Below are 25,525 nucleotides of genomic sequence, written 5' to 3' on the forward strand. Positions count from 1 at the left end.
CACGACTCATGCATGCGACTCGACGCCCTTCACGCGGCTTCACCCTGCTGGAACTCCTGGTGGTGATCATCGTGCTCGGCCTCCTGGCCGGGCTCGTGGCGCCGCAGATCTTCGGGCGGGTGGGCGAGGCCAAGGTCACCACGGCGCGCACACAGATGTCTTTGGTGGGGACGGCGCTCGACAGCTATCGCCTGGACAACGGCGCCTATCCGACCACCGAGCAGGGGTTGCAGGCGCTCCGCGACAAGCCCACGCGCGAACCAATCGCAACCAACTGGCGTGGACCGTACCTGCGGAAGGAGGTCCCGCTCGATCCCTGGGGGCGCGCCTATGTCTACCGCGCCCCCGGGAGCCGCAATCCCAACGGCTACGACCTGTCGACGCTCGGCCGCGATGGAACGGAAGGGGGAACGGGGGAGGATGCGGACCAGATCGGCCAGTAAGCAGCGCCCTTCGACTGGAAGGACGATGGGGCGCAAACCGTGGGATGGTGCTGGAACGGCCGGTCGCTAGTCGTCTTCTCCCACACGCCGAGTGTGCGCCCCCGCACGGAGCGCGCGACGCCTCAGCCATACCGTTGTCCGGGTTTGAATTGCGTCGCCGCGCGCGCTAACGTCGCGAGGGGTGAGATCGTCGAATATGGGTCGGCGTCGGGGAGGCGCGACCATCACCATCACCGGGTAGCAGGGGAGTCGTATGCGCCACATTGCGTCTGGTCCCGACCTCGACGACGCGCGCGAAGCTCGGGAGGCGGAGGAGTTGCTGGCGGCGAGCGCGGTCGCCTCGAGCGACGCGGCCACCACGGACCTGCCCGACGATAGGCAGGGCGAGCGCCCCTCGCGTCGCCGCTTCTTCGCCCTCGGCGTCTCGATGGCTGCCGCCTCGGTCGCCAGCGCCACCGCGGCGTCGGCGCAGCAGGGGACCAAGCCGTCGGCAACGCGCACGATGGTCAAGCGCCTGCTGTCGCAGCCCCCCAATCCCGCCTTCGACCCGTTCAAGAAGCCCGACCCGGCGGCGCAGAAGGGATGGGACAGCGCCCTCACCCGCCTCGTGCGGCGCGTGACCAACGGCGTGACCGAGGACGAAATCAAGCTCGCGCAGAAGCTCGGCTTCGTGGGCTACCTCAACTACCACCTCGCGTTCACCAAGATCGACGACGCCTACGCGCAGAACTTCGTCGCGTCGGCCTATCCGTATTTGGGGCAGAGCGTCGACCAGCTGTACAACGTCGACCAGGGGATGCTGCAGTCCCAGCTGACGGAATCGACCCTGTATCGCGCCGCCTTCTCCAAACGGCAGCTGTACGAGCGCATGGTCGAGTTCTGGAGCGACCACTTCAACATCGCCTTCCCGCAGGTCAACTACCTCAAGCTCGTCGATGACCGCGAGGTCATCCGCAAGCATGCGTTAGGCAAGTTCCCGGAGCTGCTCAAGGCCTCGGCGCATTCGCCGGCCATGCTCGAGTACCTCGACAACACGCGCAACCGCCAGCGCACGCTCAACGAGAACTACGCCCGCGAGATCATGGAGCTGCACACGCTGGGCGTGGACGGCGGCTACACGCAGGCCGATGTGCGCGAGCTGGCGCGTGTGCTCACCGGGTGGACGCTCTCGGGGCGCGGCACCTTCAACTTCGACGCGTCGGGGCACGACTACGGCGCCAAGTCGGTGATGGGGCAGGTGATCGCGGCCATGCCCGCCAGCGCCGGCGTCGCCGCCAAGTCCGAGGGCGACCAGATGATCGACTTCCTGGTCAAGCACCCCAGCACGGCCAAGTACATCTCGACCAAGATGCTGCGGTGGCTGCTGCAGTATGAGCCCACCGCGGCGCAGGTGACCGCCGTCGCGTCCGTCTATACGCGCACGCAGGGCGACATCCCGTCGATGGTGCGGGCGATCCTGACGCCGGCCAACGTCACCGCCGCGGCCCCCAAGCTCAAGCGCCCCTACACCTTCCTCCTGTCGGCGCTGCGCGGGCTGAATCCGACCGTCAGCGCCGTCGCCGGTCCGCGCCGGTCGCTCACGACGCTCGGTCAACCGATGTTCATGTGGGATCCGCCTGACGGCTACCCCGACCGGGCCGACTACTGGGCCGGCGGCGTGCTGCAGCGCTGGAACATCGCGGTGTCGCTGGCCAACCTCGGCACCACCGGGGAGATGACGCTCGACATCTCGCGCTTCAATGCCATCAACACCCCCGACGGCGTGCTCACGGCCATCAACAAGGCGTTGTTCGGCGGCGAGATGCCCGATCGCCTCAAGGGACAGTTGCTCACCTACCTGCAGGTGCAACCGACCCCCAGTGCGACCCGCGTGCGCGAGACGATCGCCCTCGCCATGAGCTCCTCGACGTTCCAATGGATCTGACCCCGGGACGCCCCTGCGACCCGCGACACCGCCACGCCACTGACAGGACGCCCCGGAGCGAACCATGAGCCAGAACGAGCACGACGACTGCGCGTGCACCGAATACAACGAACTGGTCAGCCGACGAGAGTTCCTCGGGACGACTGGGGGGATGTCGGGGGCCGCCCTCTATGCGTGGGCGTATCCCGAGTGGCTTCCCAAGGTCTCGTTCGCCGACTCGTTCGTCGCCAACCGTGACGTGATCGTCTCGGTCTTCCTGCGCGGCGGGGCCGACGGGCTCTCGTTATGCGCGCCCTTCGGCGACCCCCTGTACTACACCGGGCGCCCGACGATTGCCATTCCGCGCCCCGACAGCACCGCCGCCACCAAGGGGATCGCGCTCGACAGCTTCTTCTCCTTTCCGCAGGCGATGCGCTTCCTCGTCCCGGCGTATCAGGCCGGTGACCTCCTGGTCGTGCACGGCGCCGGGCTCACGTACAACACGCGTTCGCACTTCGACGCCCAGCACTTCATGGAAGTGGGCAAGGCGAACGACCAGAGCGTCAACACCGGGTGGCTGGGACGGCACCTGGCGACGACGTCGCCCATGAAGAACGGTGCGGCCGTGCGCGCCATCGGAATCTCGGACGGCCTGGTGGACACGCTCAAGGGGGGGCCGCAGACCGTCCCGATGACCGACCCGGCCAACTACGGCATCGGCGGGAGCGCCACCACGCGCGACGCACGCACCGCCTGGCTGCAGGCCGACTACACCGACTCGCTCGAGCCGGCCAAGACCGCGGCCATGAACGCCATCAGCACGATCAACCTGCTTCGCTCGCTCAACATCGGGGCGTACGCACCGGCCAACGGTGCGGTGTATCCCAATACCGGGCTCGCCCGCGGGCTGCGCTCGACCGCGGCCCTCATCAAGGCCGACATCGGCGTCGAAGCGGTGCACCTGGACATCGGCGGCTGGGACACGCACACCGACCAGAACCCGCTCACCGGTGGCATGTCGACGACGATGACGCAGCTGTCGGGCGCGTTAGGCGCCTTCTGGCAGGACTGCATCTCCAGCGGCCTGGCGCAGAACGTCACCGTCGTCGTCCTCTCCGAGTTCGGGCGCAACGTGCGCGAGAACGGGAGCCGCGGCACCGATCACGGGCGCGGCACGGCGATGTTCGCCATGGGGCGCGGGATCCGTGGCGGGCGCGTCCTCACGAACAATTGGCGGCCGCTCGCCCAGGAGAACCTGGTCGATCGCCAGGACCTCGCCGTCAGCATCGACTACCGCGACATCCTCGGCGAGATCGTCCAGAACCGCCTCGGCAACTCGAACCTCAGCACCGTGTTTCCGGGATACGTGCCGGCATTCCGCGGCGTCACCAAGTAGCGACCGGGGGGGGCCGGCACGGAGCGCACCCCGCAGAGCCCCCGGCACGGCTGGGGCCGGGCGACGGCAGGAGTCGAGACGACGCGAGGGCCCCCGGGTGCCGGGGGCCCTCGCTCGTTTGTGTCATGCCCCGCCTGCCCGCAAACGCCCATCCTGCAGCTGACGGAAGGCGCGCCGGCCCGCCATCGATCACGGCACCACGTCGACCTCGCCATCCATGCCGTTGTGCAGCGTGCAGGTGTACTTGAACAGGCGCACGCTGTTGAACTGGCGCGAGATGGTCTGGTTGGCGACCTGTCCGGGGATGTCGGCCGGGGCGCCCTGCACGCGCTCGAAGATCACGTTGTGGGCGAGCGACGGAAAGACGTAGTTCACGGTGCCACCCTGCTTGAGCGTGGCGCGGAACGGCGTGAACGACAGCCCGGGCATGTTGACCGTCACCACGGTCGCCGCGGCGGCGACCGTCACCTGCGCCGAGGCGCTCTTCCCCGAGATCGTCGCCGTGATGCTGGCGCTTCCCACGGCGTTGGCCGTCACCAGCCCGGTCGCGTTGACCGAGGCAACGGCGCTGTTCGAGGTGGTCCACGTGGCCGCCGGTGCGGTGGCGATCGTGTTGCCCTGCGCATCCTTGGCGACGGCCGTCAGCTGGTCGCTGAGACCGGGGAGCATCGACAGGCTCGGTGCGTTGAGCGCGACGGACGCCACGCCACCGGGACCGACGGTGTTCTCGCCCCCGCCGCCGCAGGCCGAAAGCACGGCGAACACTGCTACCATTCCGACTTTCTTCAGCATGTGTCTTTCCTCCAGTCGTTCAACTTGGCGACACCCCCTCTCGGCGCGCGGTGACCTCACGCACGGCCAAGCACGCAGGGCCGTGTTCGGCGCAATACCAGCCGTGGTGATCGAGGAAGACCTGGTGAATCCCCCCGTCACGCTCGTAGCGCACCTTGTACATCGCCTGCACCCGCGTGCGCTCTCCGGCGATCGCGCGCGCGTCCAGTTCCTCGACGAAGATGCGTTGCGGCCAGAAGTCGAACTGGCTGTCCGGCGAACGGGGGCGTGGCACGGGCGGGTGGCGCAGCGGCTGAGGGCGAGAGGGGCGGTCCGTCGCCCCAGAAGTTAGCCGCCCACTCCGCGAGGCGCAGGGCTGGCCCGATCGGGCGAAGCGCTCGGCAGCGGAGCGAGAGCGCGTGGGACAAGGCGACCCCTCACCCCGCAGCGGCGCCCCTCGCCTCGCAGAAACACGCCTCTGCCTCGCAGAGGCCACGAAGTCGCCCCGGTTGCGGCACAGCCGCGCGGGCGCAAGCTTGAGCGCGCCTTCCCCCGCCCCGTCCGTTTCGTGCGCACCTGGCAGCTTCTCTCCGTCGCACTGCTGGTCACCTTTGCCCTCCTCCTCCGCGCCGACTACGCGGGCGTGGCACAGCAGGTGTACCTCTTCAAGCCGCTATCGACGATGCTCGTCATCGCCATCGTCTTTCCAGCGGCGCGCCAGCCTGACGACACCTACGCGCGCCTGGTGGCGGTCGGCCTCCTCTTTTCGCTCGGCGGCGATGTCTTCCTCATGCTGCCGCGCGATCGCTTCGTCGCCGGGCTCGCGTCGTTTCTTGTCGCGCACCTGTTCTACATTGGCGCCTTCACGCGCGACGGTGGCTTTTCTCGGCACTCCAGCACCGCGCTCCCGCTGGTGGCGTTGGGGGCCATCCTGCTCTCGCTGCTCTGGCCCTTCCTGGGTCCATTGCGCCTCCCTGTCGCGGCATACATGCTCGTGATCCTGGTGATGGCGTGGCAGGCGCTCGAGCGCTCGCGGCTGGATGCGCACGATGGAGCGTGGTGGGCGGCGGTGGGGGCAGTGTTGTTCGTCGCGTCGGACGCGACCCTCGGGCTGGTGCGATTTCGCGCCGACTTCGCCGGATCGCGCGCCGTCGTCCTTGGCACCTACTACCTGGCCCAGTGGATGATCGCCACCTCGGCGCTCGTTCGCGCGGGGCAGCTCGCTCGTTAGGACACACGGAACAGCCATGAGTATCCTCGTCGAAGCGTGCGTCGATTCGGTGCAGGGGGCGATCGCCGCCGAGCACGCGGGTGCGGGCCGCCTGGAGTTGTGTGCCAACCTGGTGGAGGGGGGGACGACCCCGAGCGGCGGGATGATGCGCGCCGTCCTGCGGTGCGTCGGGATCCCGGTCTTCGCCATCGTGCGGCCGCGCGGCGGCGACTTCCTGTACGACGCCGCCGACATCGAGGTGATGCTGCGCGACATCGAGTTCGCCAAGTCGTGCGACGTCCACGGCATCGTGAGTGGGGCGCTCAACCCCAACGGGACGATCGACGAGGACGGGACGAGCGCCCTGCTCGAGGCGGCGCACCCGCTCCCCTTCACCTTCCACCGCGCCTTCGACGTCACGCGAGACCTGGACGAGTCGCTCGACGCGCTGCAGGCGTTAGGCGCGCACCGTGTCCTCACCTCTGGTGGTGCGCCCACGGCGCCGGAAGGCGTGGAGATGATCGCCCGCCTGGTACGCCGCGGCGGCGACCGCATCGTGGTGATGGCGGGCGGCGGGGTGCGTCACGGTAACGCCGCCCAGGTGGTGAAGGGGACCAAGGTGAAGGAAGTGCACCTGCGAGGCTCACGTCGCCTCGAAGGGCGCATGGCCTATCGCGCGCCGCACGTGCACATCGGACGTGCATTCGTCCCCGACGAATACGCCTGGGACGTGACCGACGGTGCCGAGATCGGCGCGGTCGTGCACGCCGTACAGGGCGGCGGCGCGTAAGCGAGCGCCCGCAGCGCTTACCAGGCGCTCGCGACGTCTATGACGCGCCCTTTCGCGCGATCACCACGACACTTCGCGCGGTCAGCATCCGCCAGTCGTTCATGGCGTCGAGGAAGGCGCGGTTCTCGTGCGCGACTTGCGGCGACTTGCGTCGGAGCCGGGCGCGGAATCCCGCATTCCCCGCCAGGAGCAATGGGAGGCAGGCCGCGAGCGACACGAACGCCGATCGCTTGAACCGATCGTAGGTGACGCCGACCGTCGACGCCCCGGCGTGCAGGAGGGCGTAGCCCAGGTAGTAGTAGCTGACGGGGTGGATGTGCCCTGAGGTATGCACCACGTCGTTGGACGAGAGCGAGAGCGGATTGAACAGCGTGGCGAACCCGGAATGCAGGACGCGCAGCCGGGAGTTCATGTTCAGGACGTTTGGTGTGCTGACGATCGCCGTTCCGCCAGGCTTGAGGACGCGCACGATCTCGCGGCAGAAGCGGAATTGGTCCTGTACGTGCTCGACGACCTCGACGCTGCAGACGACGTCGAAGTGGTTATCGGGATACGGGAGCGGAGCCTCGGCATCGAGCAGGTCGCAAGCGACGTGCGGATAGCGAAAGAGCCCGGGCGTGACGTCGCACGCCGCGAGGAGTTCCGCCGGACGCACGCCAAGCCGTGCCTGCGCAAAGTCGCCCACCGCCCGGGAGAAGAAGCCCTCGCCGGCCCCCAGGTCGAGCAACCGCGACTGCGGCGTGAGGAGCGGGAGCACGAGGTCGAGGATGCGGCGATTCGTGCTGGGGTGCGAGATCGCGCGAATCGCGGGTGCCGCTGTCTCCACCGCAGGCGCGACCATGTGGACCCTCGCTGGCACCTCGTGCGGCCGTGCTCGCCAGCGGCAATCGCTGCGGCGTGAGCGGTTGCGCGACATTAGGGGTCACGCGACGCGCCTGTCAAGGAAGTCACGCACACGCGTGCACCTGCGCCCCATCTGGCGAGGGCGTCCCTGCTCGACCGGGCAGGACCGCCGGTCTTCACCTGCACGCGATCATTGGAGAGGACGGCGCGCCTCGCGAGCAACGCGAGGCACGAAAGGCGCGCGAAGTGCGCGACCGACGGCCGGCGACCCCTGCCGTGCGCGCGCTCACGCACCGTCGCGAGACCGCGGGCCCCGCGCGCGACAGCTCAGGCCGCCCCGCCCAACGGCGTCGCCGCCAACCCGCCGTGTCGCGCTTCGTGCTCCAGGAGCCACTGCTTGCGCTCGATGCCACCGCCGTAACCCGTGAGCGACCCGTTGCTCCCGATCACCCGATGGCACGGGACGATGATCGAGATCGGGTTGCGACCGTTCGCGAGCCCCACCGCCCGCATCCCTTTGGGGTTGCCGATCTCGCGGGCGATGTCGCCGTACGACACGGTCTGCGCGTACGGGATGTCGCGCAACGCCATCCAGACACGGCGCTGAAACTCGGTGCCGTCGGGGGCGAGCGGGATCTCGAAGGTGACGCGGTTGCCGTCGAAATACTCCTGCAGCTGTCGTACGGCATCGACGAAGACCGCGTCGTTGCGCACCCAGTCTCCCCCGCGCTCCGGGCCGTGGGTGTGCGGGGTCATGTACAACCCGGTCAGGTGCCGGCCATCACCCGTCAGGAGCAATTCGCCCAGCGGCGATGGCATGGTGGTGAAGTAGATCACGTCGTCGGGTCGCATGGGATCAGCTCCTGGAGGGGGACGGATCGGCGGCGGAACGCCAGAGGTGCATGGCGGCGTACGCGCGCCACGGGCGCCATGATTCGGCGCGCTTGAGCAGTTGGGCCGCGGTCAGGTTTCCGGCGACGCGTCGCAGGACCAGGTCGTTGGCAGGGAAGGCGTCGGGCCAACGCAGGGCGCGCATGGCGATGTAGTGCGCCGTCCAGTCGCCGATGCCGGGAAGCGCCGTCAACGCCTTGATGGTGCGCCCGATGTCACCGCCACTGGCGAGCGAGAGCCCGCCCGACGCAACGGCGCGCGCGAGGGCGAGCACGGCATCGGCCCGCGCGCCTGGCATACCTAACGTCGCGATGTCGGCGGTCGTCAGGCGTGCCAGGCGTTCGGCGGTCGGCATGAGTCGCGTGAGCGAAGGCTGCGTACCGGCGTACGGCTCGCCGAATCGCTCCACCAGGCGCCCCATGACCGTGGTCGCCCCACGCACGCTCACCTGCTGCCCGAGTATCGCGCGCACGGCGAGGGCAAAACCATCGAGCGTCCCGGGGATGCGGACGCCGGCGAAGTCGGCAACGGTGGGCACGACGCCCGCGCGCACCAGGTGCCGCGCGATCACGTCGGGATTGGCATCGAGGTCGAGCAGGTCGCGCAGGCGCGCGAGCAGCGGCATGAGCGCCGGGACGAGCGACGACGAGATGCGTGCGACGATGAGGCCGTCTCGCGCTGGGCCGGCAGCCGCTGTCGCGCTGCGCCGAGCCCGTCGTTCGTCGCGCTCGCGCAGCTCCACGACGACGTGTCCGGTGACGCTCACCGTGCCTCCGACGGGAAGCGGCACCGTGTCGTCGGTGGAGAGCGCGATGGGGAGCATCACGGTCGCGGCGTATCGGCCCTCGCTAACAGACTCGGCCCCAGGAGCCGCGCGCGCCGCGAGGAAGTCGAGGAGCGCACGCCAGTGCAGCGGGGGGCGATAGTCGAGGGTGAGGACGACCTCGTCGGCATCGGGCGCTGCGGCGGCCGCACCATCCTCCGTCGCGAGCGGCGGATGTGTCGTCGACGCCTGGCCGGACACACGGCGGGGCGTGACGCCTTCCGCCGCGCGCTCCGACCCACGCGTTGGCCGACGTGCCGGTCCCCCCACCACGCCGACCCTGTCACCCGTGGTCGCCTCGGCCTCGCGGCGAAGTGTCGCCGGCGTTAGGCGATAGCGCGCCCTGAACGCGGCGTTGAATCGGCGCAGTGAATCGAAGCCGGCCGCAAAGGCGACCTGGCCAACGGGGAGCGCCGTCTCGTGCAGCAGTCGCTTGGCGAGCAGGAGGCGATGCGTGGTGGCGAGTTCAATGGGCGACACTCCGAGATGCTGCACGACCGAGCGCCGGAGGTGCCGCCCGGTCACCCCCAACGACGCGGCGAGCGCCTCGACCGAGCTGCCGTTGAGTGCTCCGGCGGCGATGGCGCGCGTGGCGCGCTCGGCGAGAACCGCGCCGGCGTCGACCGGGGCGTTCCCCGGCGCGAGTTCCGGGCGGCAGCGCAGGCAGGGGCGAAAGCCGGCCCGCTCGGCCGCTGCCGGGTTGGAGAAGAAGCGACAGTTGCCCTCGCGCGGCGTCTTGGCGCGGCAGACCGGACGGCAATAGATGCGCGTCGACGTCACGCCGACGAAGAAGACGCCGTCGAAGCGCGCGTCGCGCGCGATGAGGGCCCGGTAACAGGAGGGGCGATCGAGTGGCATGGAGGGAGTGTAACACCCCCGAACGCGCCGCACTCGCCGTTTTCGGACACGACAACCGGCGCGGGAATGCCCGCACCGCCGGGACGACGCGCCCGCGCTACCGCTGTTCGAGGAGGAGCAGCAGCCCCTTCTTTCCAGGGACGGTGATGGCGTCACCCGGTCCCCAGCTCCCAGCCACCTGGAACTGGTCGATGGCCGGCGCGCGCAGCCGCGTGCGCGCCGGGTCGAGCCCCAGTGCCTTCCAGTCGATGCGGAGCGTCACCTTCGTGTCCGCGTCGCGCCACGAGCCTAACGACACCATCGCCTTGCCGGGCCGCCGCCACGTCGTGGCCAGGATCGCGCTGTCGCCGGTCGTCACGGGCGCCTCCCCCGACCACCAGCCAAGCATCCGGCTCTGCTGGATGCCGAAGCCATCCCACACCTTCCACAGCGGGGCGGGGTCGCCGCTCCACGGCAGGCGGGCGGTCATTCCCATCGTCATCCCGCGCCACGGGTTGCCGCCCTTCTCCAGCATCTCGCCCATGAGCCCGAAGGGAATGCCGGAGACCTCCACCAGCCAGTAGTCGCTCGCCGAGTCGTAGTCGAAGTACTCGCCGAACCAGAGGCGATTGAGGAAGGGGAAGTGCTCCAGGTACAGGTTGGCGCTCGAGGCGAAACCGTCGCGCGGGTTGTACTGGTTGGCCGAGTGGAGGTCGATCATGGCGCCGGGGTTGCCGCGATCCAGCACCTTGCGCACGCGCTTCATGGTGGTGCGATCGAAGGCGACGTCGTCGATGTAGAGTCCGTCGATCTTCTCGTGCTTCACCAGCCAGTCGAGTCCCTCCACGTAGAAGTTGTGCCAGCGCGAGACGCCGCTGTTGACCACCGCCGCATCCTTGTTCTCCGGCACGTGCCAGGCCGCGAGATAACTGCTGCCGAGGTGTTCCTGCAGCCACGAGTACCCCCCGCCCGGCCCGCCCGACAGGACCTCGTCGCCTAACGATCGCAGGGCGAAGAGCTCCGGCGCGTGGTTGGTGATCTCGCGCACCGTGTAGTAGATCTTGACCTTCATCTCCCGCGCGTGCGCCGAGTCGATGTAGGCGCGCATCTGCTGCGTCTCGATGAAGGGGTAGTTGATCCACGGATTCACGCGGTTGGCGTGATGCACGTTGACCGTGTTGGCCCCGCGCTTCGCGATCGAGTCGACGGGGACGAAGGCGTGGAAGTAGCGCGTCTTCCACTGCCCTGCCGTGTCGAGGGGCTTGAACGGGGTGATCATCAGGCGGAAGTCGAAGCGCAGCGAATCGCCAGGCTCCAGCGTGCGCGCCCCGGAGTGGCAGGTCACGGTCACCCGCGCCGGCGCACTCGCCGCGCCCGCCCCTTCCACGATGTCGCACCCGCCCTTGCCGCCATTCCCCCAGCTCCGCGGCAAGACGAGGGGCTTGGAGAGGTAGAAATTCGTGTTGAGCGGGCGCACGTAGTGCTCGTCCTTGAGCGTGAACTGCAGCCCCGCGCTCACGCTGCCTAACCACGCCGCGTCCTGGTTCTTCTTCTCCACGTCCCACGACCAGTGAAACTCGGCGGGACGCCGCCCCCCCTTCTGCCCCAGCCCCATCATGTATTCGGCCGCATCCGCCCGCATCGGGATCTCCAGGCGCACGTCGCCGAGCGCGGTGCGCTGTGCCGCGCGCAGTGTCACCACGTACTCCGTCGTCCCCTCGAACTCCATCTGTGCGCGCACGTGCATGCCGAGTGCGCCGGACTGGCGCGTGGCGGTCCACGCCACCGCGCCCGCGGCACGCTTGGCAATGGTGGCCGGGGCGCCCCGCCAGGCGAGGTCGTGCCCGGCGGAATCGCGCACGACCAGCCGCAACGGCGCGGCGAGCACCTCGCGCGGCGCCGTCCCGATCGCGGTGTTGCCGGCGGTGAAGTACGAACGGATCGCCGCCGGGAAGCCGTCGGGCCCGAAGGTGAGCGAGCGCCCGAGGACCCCCACGGTCGTCCCGGTGACGGTCATCGGCGTGTACGGCGGGACGAGCCCGTCGTCAGCCGCAAGCTGCGAGTTGAGCCAGCGCAGGCGCGTCAGCTGCGCTGGGTCGTCGTCGCCGCGGTTGACGATGGTGTCGGCTCCCACGCGCAGCGTGACGCGAACCGCACGGTCCTTGGCGTTGCTGCTGCCGATGGCGACCTCTCCTTCGTAGTCGCCGGGGACGGCATCGCGCGGCACCTGCACGCCGAACCAGAGCGGCTGCACCTTGCTGCGCTCCACGCGCAGCGCCCGCGCGAAGCGGCGCCCGGACCAGTCGACCCCCTCCAGGTTGAAGCAGGTGAAAGCCGACGCGGGGATGACCTCCGTCCCGCCCTTGCGCGTGAAGTTGGTCGCCTCGTACCGCATGGAGTCGATCGCCATGCGATGCGCCCACACGCCCACCTGGAAGGTGTAGTACTCGCCGCGTGCCGCCGTCCCGGTGAACGGACGAAAGGGCCCCTCCGCCCCCCACTTGGCCGGGATGTCATCCGTCATGCGGATCGAACGCGCACGATCCTCGGGAAAGGCGAAGAACTCGGCCCACGCGTACTTCGTGCGCATGGAGTCCAGTTCGGCGCGGCTGGCGATGTACTCCATCGCCGTGAAGCGCGAGAACTCGTCGATCGCGTCGAAGCCAACCATCACGGCGGGCGGCAGCGACTGGTACTGCTTGTATCGCGCCACCTGCGGAATGAGCCCGTTGCGCTGCATCCAGGCGGGATCGGCGCGGTCGTCAGGCGGGCGGTACGTGATCTTCGGATAGTTGGACTTGAAGGTCCCGGTGTAGGGGAGGTAGTAGATGTAGTAGTCGCCGGGAACGGTCGGGGCCTGAAAGACGAGGTCGCCGTACTCGCGCGTGATCTCCATGCGGGCCACGTTGCGCACGCGTAGCTGGGTGCGCGCATCCATGACGACGATGCCGACCTTGTCCGGCGTGGCATCGCGCCGGCGCCACGGGACGCGCACGTACACCGCGTCGCCGCCGCTCGTCACGCGAACCACGGCGCGGTGGTTGCCGAGTGAGTCGCGTTCCCACGTGCCAGTGCCATAGCGCAGCGGGCCCATGCGCGTGGCGCCAGCGCCTGGCGCCGGGACGGTTATGACCTGTGCGTGACTGGCGGGCGCGGCGAGCAGGGCCGGGGACGCCAACAGGAAGGCAACGAACGATCGCGATGTCCGAGTCATGCGCCGAATATGCGCCAATCGGCGAGGTGTCGTGAGACGGCAACACCCTGACGGCAACCTTTTCCGACTCACCATGACGCCGGCGGTGTGCGATCGTGATGCGCGAGCGCCGTGGCGGAACTGTTGCTTTCATCGCCTCCCCGGCCGCCGTATCATCCGCGCCAACAGATTGGGGGAACGTGAAGTCACCCCCTTCCCTTCACCTCGCGAAGTCATCGATGCGTCACTCGTTCAGGTCCGCGGCGTTCGCCGCGCTTGCCCTCGCCGTCGCTGCGTGCGCCGAGTCAGGCCCAGTTGCTCCCCCGCTCGCCGTGTCGCCGTTGCTCAATGGGGCGACTGCGGCCCCACCCGTGCGCCTGTCGGAGATTCACTACGACAACACCGGCACCGACGCAGGCGAGGCCATCGAGATTTCGGCGCCAGCCGGAACCGACCTCACCGGATGGAGCGTGGTGCTGTACAACGGCAACGGCGGTGCGGTCTACACGCCGACCACGACGCTGAGCGGGATCGTCGCCGACAACTGTTCGGGACGCGGCGTGATGGTGGTCAACTACGCGGCGAACGGGTTGCAGAACGGAAGCCCCGACGGCGTCGCGCTGGTCGACGCCGGCGGAACGCTGGTCGAGTTCCTGTCGTACGAGGGGACGTTCGTCGCCGTGGGCGGGGCGGCCGCTGGTGTCACCTCCACCGACATCGGCGTCTCGGAGAACGGCTCGGAGCCGCTCGGCCTGTCGTTGCAGCGTCAGTCGGACGGGTCGTGGGCCGCAGCGGCCACGAGCACGTTCGGCAGCTGCAATGACAACGGCGCGCCTCCCCCGCCGCCGGTGGTGGCGTCGGTGACCATCGCGCCCAACGGCGCCTCGATCGCAGTCGGTGCAACGCAGCAGTTCGCGGCCACCGCCGCCGACGCCAACGGGGCGACGATCCCGGGTGCCACGTTCGCCTGGTCGAGCGAGAACGCCGCCGTGGCCACCGTCAGCGCGAGCGGTCTGGTGACCGGCGTCGCCGCCGGGTCGGCCAACATCATCGCCGCCGAGAGCGGCGGGATCGCCGATACGGTGAGCGTGACGGTGACTGCGGCACCGCCGCCTCCGCCGCCGCTCCCGTCGACGCGCTTCTCCGAAATCCACTACGACAACTTCGGCACCGACGTCGGTGAGGCGATCGAGGTCGAGGGACCGGCCGGGACCGACCTCACCGGGTGGAGCATCGTGCTCTACAACGGGAATGGTGGTGCGGTCTATGCCACGGTTCCGCTCACCGGGACCATCCCCGACCTCTGCACGGGGCGTGGCGTCATCTCCACGAGCATCAGCGGGATCCAGAACGGCAATCCCGACGGCTTCGCGCTCGCTGACGCGACCGGGACGCTGGTCGAGTTCCTCTCGTACGGTGGCGCCTTCACCGGCGTCGGCGGCGCGGCCAATGGCGTGCTGTCGCTCGACATCGGCCAGGCCGAGTCGTCGGCGACGCAGGCCGGGCAGTCGCTGCATCGCGACAATAGCGGCGTCTGGCAGCCTGCCGCCACCGCGAGCTTCGGCGCCTGCTACGGCCAGACGCCGCCGCCACCGTCCAACACGATCACCTTCTCCGGCCGCACCAGCGCCGACCCCGCGCTCCCCGTCGGCTTCGAGGACCAGCTCTTCGCCACGGTGCGCGACCCGCAGGGCCAGGTGATCACGACGACGGTCACCTGGGTCTCGGAGACGCCGGCGGTGGCGAGCATCGACGCCAACGGCGTCGTGCATGCGCTGTCGGTGGGGACGTATCGTGTGCGTGCCACGGCGGCCGACGGCATCACGACGGCCACGTACACGCTCGACACGCAGCTGGCGACCGCTGGTGGAACGGCGGTCTACGGCAACAACATCGAGTTCGGCGTCCCGGCCGACGGCGACGCGAGCGACGACATCCTCGTCGCCCGCGCGCAGTTCACGTCGTCGTTCAACCCGGCGCGCGGGATCCCCAACTGGGTGAGCTACAACCTCGAGGCGACGCACATCGGGACGCAGGATCGCTGTGACTGCTTCACGTATGACCCGGCGCTTCCCTCCTCGCTGCCGCGCTACACGACGGCCGACTACACCGGTGCCGGCACCTTCGCCGGCTACGGGATCGATCGCGGGCACCTCGCGCGTTCGTTCGATCGCTCCACCGGGCTGCTCGACAACGCCAGCACCTTCTACTTCTCGAACATCATTCCGCAGGCGGCCGACAACAACCAGGGGCCGTGGGCGGCGCTGGAGAACTTCCTCGGCGACGAGGCGCGCTTCCAGAACCGGGAGGTCTACGTCATCGCCGGCGCTGCCGGGAGCAAGGGGACGGTGAAGGGCGAGGGGAAGATCACCATTCCGGCCTACACGTGGAAAGTTGCCGTCACCATGCCGCGCGACCAGGGGTTGTTGCAGGTGGACGACCTCTCCGACCTGACCGTGCTGGCGGTCCTCATGCCCAACGATGCGGGGATCCGCAACGTCCCCTGGCAGACGTATGAGACGACGGTCGACGCCATCGAGGCGCTGACCGGGTACGACCTGCTCGACCTCCTCCCCGACCCGGTCGAGATCGCGGTGGAGAGCAAGACCCTTCCGCCGGTTGCCGCTGTCGACGGCCCCTACAGCTCGGCAGAGGGGAGCAGCGTCTCGATGAGCGGCGCGACCTCCAGCGATCCGGACGGCGACGCCCTGACGTATGCCTGGAGCTTTGGCGACGGGACGTTCGGGACGGGGGCCACGACGTCGCACAGCTACACGCAGGACGGGAGCTTCACCGTGCAGCTGGTGGTCACCGACGCACGCGGCCTCGCCGATACCGTCACGACGACGGCGACGGTCAGCAATGTTGCCCCGGTCATCGCGGCGTTCGCCGGCGCGACGCTCTATCCCTTCGAGACGTACAAGGCGTCGGGCACCTTCACCGACCCCGGTACCGACCCGTGGACCGCGACGGTCGACTACGGCACCGGTGGCGGCGCGCAGGCGCTCGCGCTCACGGGGCGCACCTTCAAGCTCTCGCAGGCCTACAATCAGGCAGGGACGTTCACCGTGCAGGTCGTCGTCTCCGACGATGATGCCTCGCACACCCGCACCGCCCGCGTGACCGTGCTGACGGTGTCACAGGGGATTCTCGGGACGCAGGCCACGTTGCAGCTCCTGCTGAGCGCCGGGCGCATCAGCAACGCGGTCTACCAGGCGCTCGACGCGCAGCTCGGCGCCGCGCGCACGACGCTGGAGAACGGGCAGGTGCGGCCCGCGATGCTTCTGCTCGACAACGTGCAGGCGGCGATTCGTCGCTACGAGGCGAGCGGGGAGATCTCGAAGGCCGACTCGGCGTCGTTGCGGTCGGTGATCACGCGACTCATCACGTCGCTGAACAAGAGCTAGGCGCGCGACGCGGGCGCGGACGTTCGCGCCCGTTGTTGCCCGTAGACCGTCGGGGGCCCCCTGCGACCATCCAGTCGCGGGGGGCTCTTCGCGTCGGCCAGAACAGCGACGTCCCGGTAGGCTGCGGGGAATCGCCCTTGCGCCACCCCCCGGCCCCCCCCGAGCATTCCCGGGCCGCCGCTGCGGCCGCTCCCAGTGGCTCCCACGTGGCGACTCACGTGGCCACCCCCGCAATCCGCGGGACGATCCGGACTCCATCCGATTCACCGATGTCCGCCATTCGCACCCTCTCCGCCGTCGCGCTCGCGACCGCGGCGCTCGCCATCGTCGTCGTGCCGTCAGGCGCCAGTGCCCAGCGCGCCGGCCGCGCCACGTCCACAAGCGCCAGCAGCACCGTCCCGCCCTACAATCCGCGCCTCTACTCCGACCCGACGGCCACCAACAAGGCCTTCAAGTCGCTGCGCTGGCGCCTCATTGGCCCGTTCCGCGGCGGTCGCGTCGACGCCGTGGCCGGCGACCCCACCAAGCCGCTCGTCTACTACATGGGCGCGGTGAACGGCGGCGTCTGGAAGACGACCAACGCCGGGATCTCGTGGGAGAACATCACCGATGGCAAGACCGACATCTCATCGGTCGGCGCCGTCACCGTGGCCCCATCGGACCCTAACGTGATCTACGTGGGGACCGGCGAGTCGCAGCTGCGCGAGGACCTCACGTACGGCACCGGCGTCTATCGCTCCACCGACGCCGGCGAGACGTGGCAGCACCTCGGCCTCGTCGAGACGCACCAGGTCACGGCGATCCGCGTGCACCCCAACAACCCCGACGTGGCCTACGTCGCAGCGATCGGGCACGCCTTCGGCCCTAACGCGGAGCGCGGTGTCTTTCGCACGATGGACGGCGGGAAGTCGTGGAAGAAGATCCTCTTCCTCGACGACTCGACCGGGGCCACCGACCTGTCGATGGACCCCACCAATCCGCGCATCCTCTACGCGTCGATGTGGAAGTTCCAGCGCTCACCGTGGGGGATGGACGCCGGGGGCGGCAAGAGCGGACTGTGGAAGTCGACCGACGGGGGCGATACGTGGGTCGACCTGTCGGGCAACCGCGGGATGCCCAAGGCGCCGTTAGGCAAGATCGGCATCGCGGTCTCGCCGGCCAACCCGCGCCGGCTCTTTGCCTCCATCGAGGCGAAGGACACGCTGGGGGGGATCTTCCGCTCCGACGACGCCGGCGCCACGTGGAGCCGCACCAACGGGGAGCAGAAGTTCCAGGTGCGCCCGTGGTACTACTCGGCCGTCACCGCCGACCCCACCAATGAGAACACCGTCTACGTGATGAACCTGCAGGTGTGGCGGTCGATCGATGGGGGGAAGACCTTCTCGCGACTGCGCGTCCCGCACGGCGACACGCACATCATGTGGGTCGACCCGAAGGACCCCACCCGGCTGATCAACGGCAACGACGGCGGCGCCACGGTGTCGCAGGATGGCGGCAAGAGCTGGTCGTCGATCTACAACCAACCGACGTCGCAGTTCTATCACGTCATCACCGACAACCAGTGGCCGTACCGCCTGTACGGCGCCCAGCAGGACAACTCGGCCATCACCATTGCCTCGCGCTCGGACTTCGGCTCCATCGGCGAGCGTGACTGGTGGAGCGTGGCCGGGTGCGAGAACGCCCACATCGCCGTCGACCCGCGCGACCCCAACATCACCTACGGTGGTTGCTACACGGGGATGCTGATGCGGCACGACAACCGCACGCAGCAGACGCGCGACATCGCCGTCTGGCTCAACAACTACGACGGCATCCCGGCGAGTGACGTCCCGAACCGCTTCCAGTGGACCTTCCCGGTCCTCCTCTCGCCGCACGACCCCACCATCCTGTACGCCACGTCGCAGCACGTCTGGCGCTCCACCAACGAGGGACGGAGCTGGGACCGCATCTCGCCCGACCTCACCTACGCCGATCCGGCCACGTTAGGCCCCACCGGCGGCCCGGTGCACAAGGACATGACCGGGACGGAGTGGTACGCGACGATCTATGCCTTCGCCGAGTCGCCCAGGGCCAAGGGGGAGCTGTGGACGGGGTCGGACGACGGGCGCGTGCACCTCTCGCGCGACGGCGGCGCGACGTGGAGCGACGTGACTCCCAAGGCGATGGTGAAGCACACCCGCATCACCGGGATCGAGCCCTCGCCGCACGACCCGGCGGTCGCCTATCTCTCGGCCACGCGCTACCAGCTCGACGACTTCCGCCCGTACTTCTACAAGACCACCGACTACGGCAAGAGCTGGACGCGCATCGACAACGGGATCCCGATGGGGGCCTACGCGCGCTCCATTCGCGAGGACCCGATCCGGCGCGGGCTCCTCTTTGCCGCGACCGAGATCGGCGTCTGGGTCTCGCTCGACGACGGCGCCAACTGGCAGCCGTTGCAGCTCAACCTGCCGCGCGCCAGCGTGCGCGACCTGCGCGTGCATGAGAACGACATCGTCGTCGCCACGCACGGGCGCTCCTTCTGGGCGCTCGACGACATCGCGGTCATCCGCCAGCTGCATGATTCGGTGACCGCCAAGCCGCTGCACCTCTTCCAGCCGTCCACCGCCTGGCGCTTTGCCGGCGGACACGGCGGGCGCGGGGGGAATGCCGGCGAGAATCCGTACGACGGCGTCCTCGTCGACTACTGGGTCGGGACACCCCCCACCGACAAGCTCACGCTGGAGTTCGTCGACCCGCGCGGGACGGTCGTGCGTTCGTTCAGCAGTGCCACCAAGCGAGACAGCACCGCGAAGGCGCCGGTCGACTCCATGGCCTACGTCGCCTCCGACTCGATCGTGACCACGCGTCCCGGCACCAACCGCTTCTTCTGGAACCTGCGCTATCCCAACGCGAAGGAGATCAAGACCGTGGTGAACGACATGGGGACGCTGGCCGGCCCCACGGTCGTCCCCGGCGACTTCCGAGTGCGCCTCATCGCCGGCAAGGACACGCTGGTGCGCCCGTTCACCGTCAAGCTCGACCCGCGCGTGCAGGCGACCACCGCCGACCTGCAGCAGACCTTTGACCTGGGGATGAAGGTGCGCGGCCGACTAGGCGACATCGTCGACGCCTTCGCCCGCATCGAGGACCTGCAGCAGCAGATCGACGTGCGCGTCACGCAGTCGTCGGAGCAGGCGTATGCCCAGCGCGTGAAGGACGCCGCCAAGCCGGTGCGCGACCAGCTCGAGGTGGTGCGCACCGAACTGGTCGACTGGTTCAACCACGACGACCAGGCGACGCTGCACTTCCCGATCAAGCTGTACAACATGATGCTGTCGCTCAACTCGCAGGTGCTGGGGCAGGACGCCGCCCCCACCAAGCAGCACGGCGAGATCCTGAATGAGCTGGGCGGCAAGGTCGACGTGCAGCTGCAACGCCTGCAGCAGCTCGAGGCCAGCGAGATCAAGAAGCTCAATGCATTGCTGCAGGAGCTGGGGCTGCCGCCGGTGTTTGTCCCGCCGACGACGGTCAAGACCATCTCCTGATGGCCACGCTCTTCTTCATCGTCTTTCTCGACCTCGTTGGCTTCGGGATGATCGTCCCGGTGCTCCCGTTCTACGCGGAGCACCTGGGGATCGCCCCGTCGCTCGTCATCTTCCTCTTCGGGCTCTACTCATTCGGCCAGCTCTTCGGCGCCCCGCTGTGGGGCGCCATGAGCGACCGGACCGGTCGTCGTCCTGTCCTGCTGGCCACGCTGGCGGCCAACGCCATCGCCAACGTCGCCCTCGCCTTCACCGACGACCCGTGGACCCCGGCGTTCTCTCGCCTGGTCTCCGGACTCGCGGCCGGCAACATCTCCATCGCCTACGCCTACGTGGCCGACATCACCCCCGACGCCGAGCGTCCCAAGGCATTGGGGATGCTGGGGGCGGCCTTCGGGCTCGGCTTCATCCTCGGGCCCGCCATCGGCGGCATCCTGGGCGGCAGCGATCCCACCACGGCCAACATCTCGCGCGTGGCGCTGTCGGCCGCCTTCATGTCGGCGCTGGCCTTCTTCGCCACGCTCGCCCGCCTCAAGGAAAGCCACGGCCCCGAGCACCGCGCCATCTCGCAGGCGCAACCGCGTGGCATCAAGTGGGAGCTACTCTCGCGCCCGTCGCTCCGTCAGCTGCTCGCGATGACGATGATCGTCGTCGGCGCGGTGTCCATGCTGCAGGGGACCTTCTCGCTCTGGGCCGCCGAGTCGCTGGGCGTCAGCCCGCGCAACCTCGGCTTCGTCTTCGCCCTCATCGGCGTCATGGCGGTCGGCATCCAGGGTGGGCTGATCGGGCGACTCACCGCCCGCTTCGGCCCCGAGCGCCTCACCCGCGCGGGCGCACTGTTCGTCGCGGTCTCCCTCGTCTTCATCCCCTTCTCGCCTAACGTCTGGGCCGCGCTCTTCCCCATGGGGCTCTACGGCATCGGGAGCGCACTCTTCTCGCCCAGCGTCAGCACGCTCATCACCCGCGCCGCCGGCCCCGCCGAGCGCGGCGCGGTACTCGGCGTCTTCCAGGGGGTCTCGTCGCTCGGGCGCGTGGTGGGGCCGGTGGCCGCGAGCGGGATCGCCGCCGTCGCCGGGCTCCGCGTCCCGTTCTGGGTGGCGGCGGTCGTGACGTTAGGCGGCGCGTTCATGGTGCAGGGCCCCCGTGCGATGGGCGAGCCGGTGGCGCCGCCGGTCGCTCCTCCGGCCATCGACTGATCGCGCACCCCCTCGGGCGGCAGCTCCGTACGTACGCGGGTGCGCCAGCAGCGTGCTAGAGGCCGCCGAGGTCGCGTCGTTCCTCGAGTACGCGCTCGAAGAGCGGGACCAACCCCGGATCGAAGTGCGTCCCCGCGTCGGCGTGGATGATCTCCATCGCCTTCGCGTGCGGGAGCCCCGGCTTGTAGCTGCGCGCCGTGGTCAGCGCGTCGTAGACGTCGGCCAGACCGAGGATGCGCGCCACCATCGGGATCGCCTCACCCGACAGCCCGTGCGGATAGCCGGTCCCATCCCACTTCTCGTGATGCGACAGGATGATCGGGAGGACGTCCTCCGGCACGTCGATCCCCTTGAGCAGCTCGACCCCCGCCTCGGGGTGCGAACGCATGAGCGCCCACTCCTCCGCCGTGAGGCGACCGGGCTTGTTCAGGATCTCGGCCGGGATGTCGATCTTGCCGACGTCGTGCAGCAGGGCTCCGACACGGAACCAGAACATGCGCCGTTCCTCGAAGCCCGCGCGCCGGGCGAGCGCGCACGCGAGGTCGGCCACCCGCATGCAGTGCCCCTGCGTGTACGCGTCCTTCGATTCGATCGATTCGCCCCACTCCCGCACGACCGCAAGGAAGCCCACCTCGAGCCGGTTCTGCCGGCGATCGAGGTCGGCGAGGTCGCGTCGCGCCCGCAGCTGCACGAACAGCTGGTGCGAGCGGTTGAGCGCCTGCACCGTCTCACGATAGCGCCCCAGGCGCGACAACAGCTCCGCATGCTCGCGCGACAGCTCGGCCTGCAGCAGGACGTCCTGGCGCATCGAGGCGAGCGCCGAGCCTAACGAAAACTCCTGCTCCGCCGCCGAGTGCTCGCCCCGCTCACGGGCGATGACGCCCAGGTGCTTGCGCAGCTCGGCCTCGGCGCGCGCGTCGCCCATCTCGCGGACCATCGGCAGCGCGCGGCGACAGACCGCCTCGGCCTCGTCGACGTGTCCCTGGGCCAGCGCGAGTTCCGCCAGGTTGCCCATGAGGACGATCTGCGCCGAGCGGTCGCCCTCACGCTCGGCCAACCGCGAGGCCTTCTCGTACGCCGAGGCCGCCGCCCGCCATTCTCCCAGGTCGGTGTGCAGCATCCCCAGGTTGTTGAGCGCTCCACTCAACTCGCGCGCCATCCCCAACCGCTCGTAAGCGGAGATGCACTCCCGGTAGTGCGCGAGGGCCTGCGTGATGTCGCCGCGGACGCTGGCAATGCTCCCGCGGTTCTGGGACGTCATCGCCGTCAGCCGCACGTCGCCGGCGCGCACGCCGCACTGGTGCGCGTCGATGTACAGGTGGTCGGCGGCATCGAGGTCGCCACGCTGCCACAGGATCACCGCCCGGATGTTGAGCGCGCGCCCAAGCGCCGAGTCGAGTCCGGTTGCCGAGGCGACCTGCTGCGCCACCTCGAGGCAGTCGAGCGCGGCATCGGAGTCGCCGTCGAGCTGCCAGGTGCGGGCAATGCCACACAGTGCATCGGCGACGAGTGCGGGTTCGAGCCCCACCTCGCGTCCGTGCAGCGCATGCTCGTACAACGAGCGGGCCACCGCGCGATGCCCGGCCCGCTCCTCCTGTTCGGCGCGCACCAGCATCTCCCGCGCCTCGGCGCACGCGGGAGGGTCGACGCCAAGGGCGCCGGGGATGAGGTGCGAGTCGGTCGACATGTGGGCTCCCGTAGGACGAACGGGAGACGTCTTGGGTTTCCGTGGTTGCGCTCGGTGGCGCATGACCACGACCGACGTGACGCAGGTGACGTTGCGCTAGACCGCGAGCCCGATGCGTGCCGCGACCTGCGCGAAGCGCGGGTCGTTCCGCACCTCCGGTGGCCATGGCAATACCTGCAGACGCACGAGATCGCTCACGCGATCGTCGACCGCCTGCGTGAGCCAGTGGAACGTCTCCTCGACTTCGCCGATCCCGGCGTGCGAGATCGCGCGGTCGAGCGGCGACACGTACCGGGTGGCAGCGGCGACCTCGAGGCGGTGCAGGACGTCGCGCGCGATCTCGGGGTGTCCGCCGAGGCCACCGGTGATGCCCAGGTAGCCCATCCCGATCGCCCCGTCGGTCAGCGCGACGAGGCGCGAGAAGGCCGCGATCGCCTCCTCGCTGCGTCCCTGCCAGACGTAGATGGCGCCCAGTGGCCAGTAGGTGAGGGCGAAGTTGGGGTCGAGCGCCTGCGTGCGCGCCAGCTGCTCGAGCGCATCGTCGAAGCGCCCCGCCCAGAACAGGGCATAGCCCATGTGCGCGTTGATGATCAGCGACAGCGGGTCCAGCTGCAACGCGGTGCGCATCGCCTCGATCATCTCGTCCATGCGCCGCATGACCAGGAGGCACCAGGCGTACCACTGGTGCGCGCTGGCGTACGACGGATCCAGCTCGATGGCGCGCAGGAACGCCGATTCCGCGCCGGCCCAGTCCCAGTCGAAGAAGAGGCGCGTGTATCCTAACGATGCATGCGCCTGCGCCAGCGACTCGTCGATGGCGAGCGCCCGCATCGCTGCCGCCTTGGCCTTGGGATAGGCGTCGCGCGGCGGGAGGTAGTTGTAGTAGCCGAGGACGTTGTAGGCGTCTGCAAGGCCGGCGTAGGCCAGCGCGTAGCTGGGGTCGCGGTCGATCGCTTCCTGGAAGTGCTCGATGGCCTTGAGGAAGCCGTCACGGGTGCGCTTGTTCCACTGGTAGCGCCCGCGCAGGTAGGCGCGATACGCGACCGAGTCCTCGGTGTAGCGCCTGACGAGTTCCTGGCGCTCCTCGGCCGAGAGCCGCAATCGCAGCGACTTCACGATCTCGCCGGCCATGTCCTCCTGCACCGAGAAGATGTCCTCGGCACTGCGCGAGATGCGGTCGCCCCAGAGCTGCGACTCGGTGAGCGCATCGGTGAGCTCGGCGCTCACGTGCAGCGTGTTGCCGCGCTGCCGCACGCGTCCCGTCACCAGCGCCCGCACGCGCAACTCGGCGGCCACTATCGGGATGTCGACCTCACGCCGCTTGTAGCGAAAGACGACCGAGCGCGGGACGACCCGCAACCCGGAGACCCTCGTGAGCTTGTTGAGGATGCTCTCGGTGATCCCGTCGGCGAGGTATTCATCGTCCGTGCCGCTGGCGGGGGAGTCGAACGGGAGCACGGCCAGCGAGTCGATTGGCCCCGAGGTCAGCGACGTGGAGACCGGGCCGGTGGGGACCGCCCGGAACGAACGCGTGGTGTTGACCGCTGGTGGCGACGACGGGAGGTGCCGCGTGTCGAGCGAACGAAGCGCGTTCCGCATGAGCGCCGCTGAGGCGAAGCGCTGCTCCGGATCCTTGGCCATCGCCTGACGCACGACGTCGCGCAACGCGTCCGGCACGTCGCCGCGGTCGATCGGCGGTGGTTCCTTGACGAAGTGCGCCAGGATGATCTGCTGCGCGTTTGTCCCCTCGAAGGGGGGCTTGCCGGCGAGCATCTGGTACATCACGCAGCCGAGGGCGTAGATGTCGGTCCGCCCGTCCACCTCGTCGCCCCCGCCCTGCTCGGGGCTCATGTAGAGCGGCGTCCCGAGCACGAGGCCGGTGATCGTGAGCGCATGCCCCTCGTGCTCGGTCGCCTTGCTCACCGCGCGGGCGATCCCGAAGTCCGCGACGATCGCGTGCTCGTCCTCGAGCAGGATGTTGGCCGGCTTGATGTCGCGATGGATGACCCCCAGCCGATGCGCATGGTCGAGGGCGTCGGCGACTTCTTCCGCCAGGTGCACCACTTCACTCACCGGGAGCGGCCCCGTGCGCGCGAGGCGCTGCTGGAGCGACTCGCCATCGATGAGCGGCATGGAGTAGTACAGGATGCCGGCGGCCTCGCCAGCAGCAAGCAGCGGGACGATGTGTGGGTGGCGCAGCGTCGCCGCGACCTGGATCTCGCGACGGAACCGGTCGGCGCTCACGCCGGCGCCCACGTCGGCCGTCACCACCTTGATGACCACGCGGCGGTCGAGCGCCGTCTCGCGAGCCTCGAACACACGACTCATCCCCGCACCACCGAGCTCACGCTCGATGGTGTAGGTCCCGGCAAGCGCGGCGCTCAACCGGGAACCGATGACGTCGGTAGGCTCGATGGTGGCCATTGGGGGGGAACCTATCACGTCGCGCTCCATTCGTCGCCCCCGACGCCTCATCCACGCAGCGAGCATCTCGAGATCGCCGTGAGGTCGCGACGATGTCACAGCGACAGGGGGCGCCATCGCGCCGCCTTGCGAGTGGACGGACGAGGTCGTAAGTCAGGGATGGCGCCGCCCCCCCATGGCTGAG

The 25,525-nt window shown here is 69.2% G+C and carries 16 protein-coding genes; 8 read left to right on the plus strand and 8 right to left on the minus strand.

What is annotated here, in order from left to right; genetic code table 11:
* Positions 1-8 precede the first annotated feature (8 nt).
* The 3 genes from gspG to IPN47_25110 all read left to right on the plus strand — a co-directional run bounded on the left by gspG (position 9) and on the right by IPN47_25110 (position 3,742).
* Complete coding sequence (gspG, locus tag IPN47_25100; GenBank protein ID MBK9411255.1) at positions 9-443, plus strand: type II secretion system major pseudopilin GspG; 435 nt, start codon at positions 9-11, stop codon at positions 441-443.
* A 253-nt stretch (positions 444-696) separates the two neighbouring features.
* Positions 697-2,367: a DUF1800 domain-containing protein gene (locus tag IPN47_25105; GenBank protein MBK9411256.1), complete on the plus strand. Its 1,671-nt coding sequence runs from the start codon at positions 697-699 to the stop codon at positions 2,365-2,367.
* Between the two features lie 64 nt (positions 2,368-2,431).
* The gene (locus IPN47_25110; protein MBK9411257.1) at positions 2,432-3,742 is read left to right on the plus strand and encodes a DUF1501 domain-containing protein; all 1,311 of its coding nucleotides are present in this window, start codon (positions 2,432-2,434) and stop codon (positions 3,740-3,742) included.
* A gap of 189 nt (positions 3,743-3,931) precedes the next feature.
* On the opposite strand, the gene IPN47_25115 is transcribed toward IPN47_25110, so the two are convergent.
* Positions 3,932-4,534 carry an Ig-like domain-containing protein gene (locus IPN47_25115; GenBank protein MBK9411258.1) on the minus strand — a complete coding sequence of 201 codons (603 nt, stop codon included), beginning with the start codon at positions 4,532-4,534 and terminating at the stop codon, positions 3,932-3,934.
* Between the two features lie 19 nt (positions 4,535-4,553).
* The gene (locus tag IPN47_25120; GenBank protein ID MBK9411259.1) at positions 4,554-4,808 is read right to left on the minus strand and encodes a hypothetical protein; all 255 of its coding nucleotides are present in this window, start codon (positions 4,806-4,808) and stop codon (positions 4,554-4,556) included.
* A 273-nt stretch (positions 4,809-5,081) separates the two neighbouring features.
* On the opposite strand from IPN47_25120, the gene IPN47_25125 reads away from it, so the two are divergent.
* On the plus strand, positions 5,082-5,744 hold the full coding sequence (locus IPN47_25125) for a lysoplasmalogenase (GenBank protein ID MBK9411260.1): 663 nt from the start codon (positions 5,082-5,084) through the stop codon (positions 5,742-5,744).
* A gap of 16 nt (positions 5,745-5,760) precedes the next feature.
* Positions 5,761-6,513, plus strand: coding sequence for a copper homeostasis protein CutC (locus tag IPN47_25130; protein ID MBK9411261.1), 753 nt, complete (start codon positions 5,761-5,763; stop codon positions 6,511-6,513).
* Positions 6,514-6,550: 37 nt separating this feature from the next.
* Here IPN47_25130 and IPN47_25135 read toward each other — a convergent pair whose 3' ends face one another.
* The 4 genes from IPN47_25135 to IPN47_25150 all read right to left on the minus strand — a co-directional run bounded on the left by IPN47_25135 (position 6,551) and on the right by IPN47_25150 (position 13,121).
* Positions 6,551-7,354, minus strand: a complete 804-nt coding sequence (locus IPN47_25135; protein MBK9411262.1) for a class I SAM-dependent methyltransferase — start codon at positions 7,352-7,354, stop codon at positions 6,551-6,553.
* 329 nt (positions 7,355-7,683) lie between these two features.
* Positions 7,684-8,193: a methylated-DNA--[protein]-cysteine S-methyltransferase gene (locus tag IPN47_25140; protein MBK9411263.1), complete on the minus strand. Its 510-nt coding sequence runs from the start codon at positions 8,191-8,193 to the stop codon at positions 7,684-7,686.
* A 19-nt stretch (positions 8,194-8,212) separates the two neighbouring features.
* Complete coding sequence (locus tag IPN47_25145) at positions 8,213-9,928, minus strand: helix-turn-helix domain-containing protein (GenBank protein MBK9411264.1); 1,716 nt, start codon at positions 9,926-9,928, stop codon at positions 8,213-8,215.
* A gap of 97 nt (positions 9,929-10,025) precedes the next feature.
* Positions 10,026-13,121: a hypothetical protein gene (locus IPN47_25150; protein ID MBK9411265.1), complete on the minus strand. Its 3,096-nt coding sequence runs from the start codon at positions 13,119-13,121 to the stop codon at positions 10,026-10,028.
* Positions 13,122-13,432: 311 nt separating this feature from the next.
* On the opposite strand from IPN47_25150, the gene IPN47_25155 reads away from it, so the two are divergent.
* The 3 genes from IPN47_25155 to IPN47_25165 all read left to right on the plus strand — a co-directional run bounded on the left by IPN47_25155 (position 13,433) and on the right by IPN47_25165 (position 21,230).
* A complete protein-coding gene (locus IPN47_25155) occupies positions 13,433-16,507 on the plus strand; it encodes a DNA/RNA non-specific endonuclease (protein ID MBK9411266.1) in 3,075 nt (1,024 codons plus the stop codon).
* 269 nt (positions 16,508-16,776) lie between these two features.
* Entirely contained in the window at positions 16,777-20,037 is a 3,261-nt protein-coding gene (locus IPN47_25160) for a glycosyl hydrolase (GenBank protein ID MBK9411267.1), read from the plus strand.
* Complete coding sequence (locus tag IPN47_25165) at positions 20,037-21,230, plus strand: MFS transporter (GenBank protein MBK9411268.1); 1,194 nt, start codon at positions 20,037-20,039, stop codon at positions 21,228-21,230. Before IPN47_25160 ends, IPN47_25165 begins: the two co-directional genes overlap by 1 nt.
* A gap of 55 nt (positions 21,231-21,285) precedes the next feature.
* On the opposite strand, the gene IPN47_25170 is transcribed toward IPN47_25165, so the two are convergent.
* A complete protein-coding gene (locus tag IPN47_25170; GenBank protein MBK9411269.1) occupies positions 21,286-22,917 on the minus strand; it encodes an HD domain-containing protein in 1,632 nt (543 codons plus the stop codon).
* A 96-nt stretch (positions 22,918-23,013) separates the two neighbouring features.
* Positions 23,014-25,341, minus strand: a complete 2,328-nt coding sequence (locus tag IPN47_25175) for a protein kinase (protein MBK9411270.1) — start codon at positions 25,339-25,341, stop codon at positions 23,014-23,016.
* Between the last annotated feature and the right edge of the window lie 184 nt (positions 25,342-25,525).

Source organism: Gemmatimonadota bacterium (genome assembly GCA_016719105.1).
GTDB lineage: Bacteria > Gemmatimonadota > Gemmatimonadetes > Gemmatimonadales > Gemmatimonadaceae > SCN-70-22.

Excerpts from the sequence above, each read along its gene's own strand:
- gspG (MBK9411255.1), top strand. The coding sequence starts at position 9 with ATGCATGCGACTCGACGCCCTTCACGCGGCTTCACCCTGCTGGAACTC.
- IPN47_25105 (MBK9411256.1), top strand. The coding sequence starts at position 697 with ATGCGCCACATTGCGTCTGGTCCCGACCTCGACGACGCGCGCGAAGCT.
- IPN47_25110 (MBK9411257.1), top strand. The coding sequence starts at position 2,432 with ATGAGCCAGAACGAGCACGACGACTGCGCGTGCACCGAATACAACGAA.
- IPN47_25115 (MBK9411258.1), bottom strand. The coding sequence starts at position 4,534 with ATGCTGAAGAAAGTCGGAATGGTAGCAGTGTTCGCCGTGCTTTCGGCC.
- IPN47_25130 (MBK9411261.1), top strand. The coding sequence starts at position 5,761 with ATGAGTATCCTCGTCGAAGCGTGCGTCGATTCGGTGCAGGGGGCGATC.
- IPN47_25135 (MBK9411262.1), bottom strand. The coding sequence starts at position 7,354 with ATGGTCGCGCCTGCGGTGGAGACAGCGGCACCCGCGATTCGCGCGATC.
- IPN47_25145 (MBK9411264.1), bottom strand. The coding sequence starts at position 9,928 with ATGCCACTCGATCGCCCCTCCTGTTACCGGGCCCTCATCGCGCGCGAC.
- IPN47_25150 (MBK9411265.1), bottom strand. The coding sequence starts at position 13,121 with ATGACTCGGACATCGCGATCGTTCGTTGCCTTCCTGTTGGCGTCCCCG.
- IPN47_25160 (MBK9411267.1), top strand. The coding sequence starts at position 16,777 with ATGTCCGCCATTCGCACCCTCTCCGCCGTCGCGCTCGCGACCGCGGCG.
- IPN47_25165 (MBK9411268.1), top strand. The coding sequence starts at position 20,037 with ATGGCCACGCTCTTCTTCATCGTCTTTCTCGACCTCGTTGGCTTCGGG.
- IPN47_25170 (MBK9411269.1), bottom strand. The coding sequence starts at position 22,917 with ATGTCGACCGACTCGCACCTCATCCCCGGCGCCCTTGGCGTCGACCCT.
- IPN47_25175 (MBK9411270.1), bottom strand. The coding sequence starts at position 25,341 with ATGGCCACCATCGAGCCTACCGACGTCATCGGTTCCCGGTTGAGCGCC.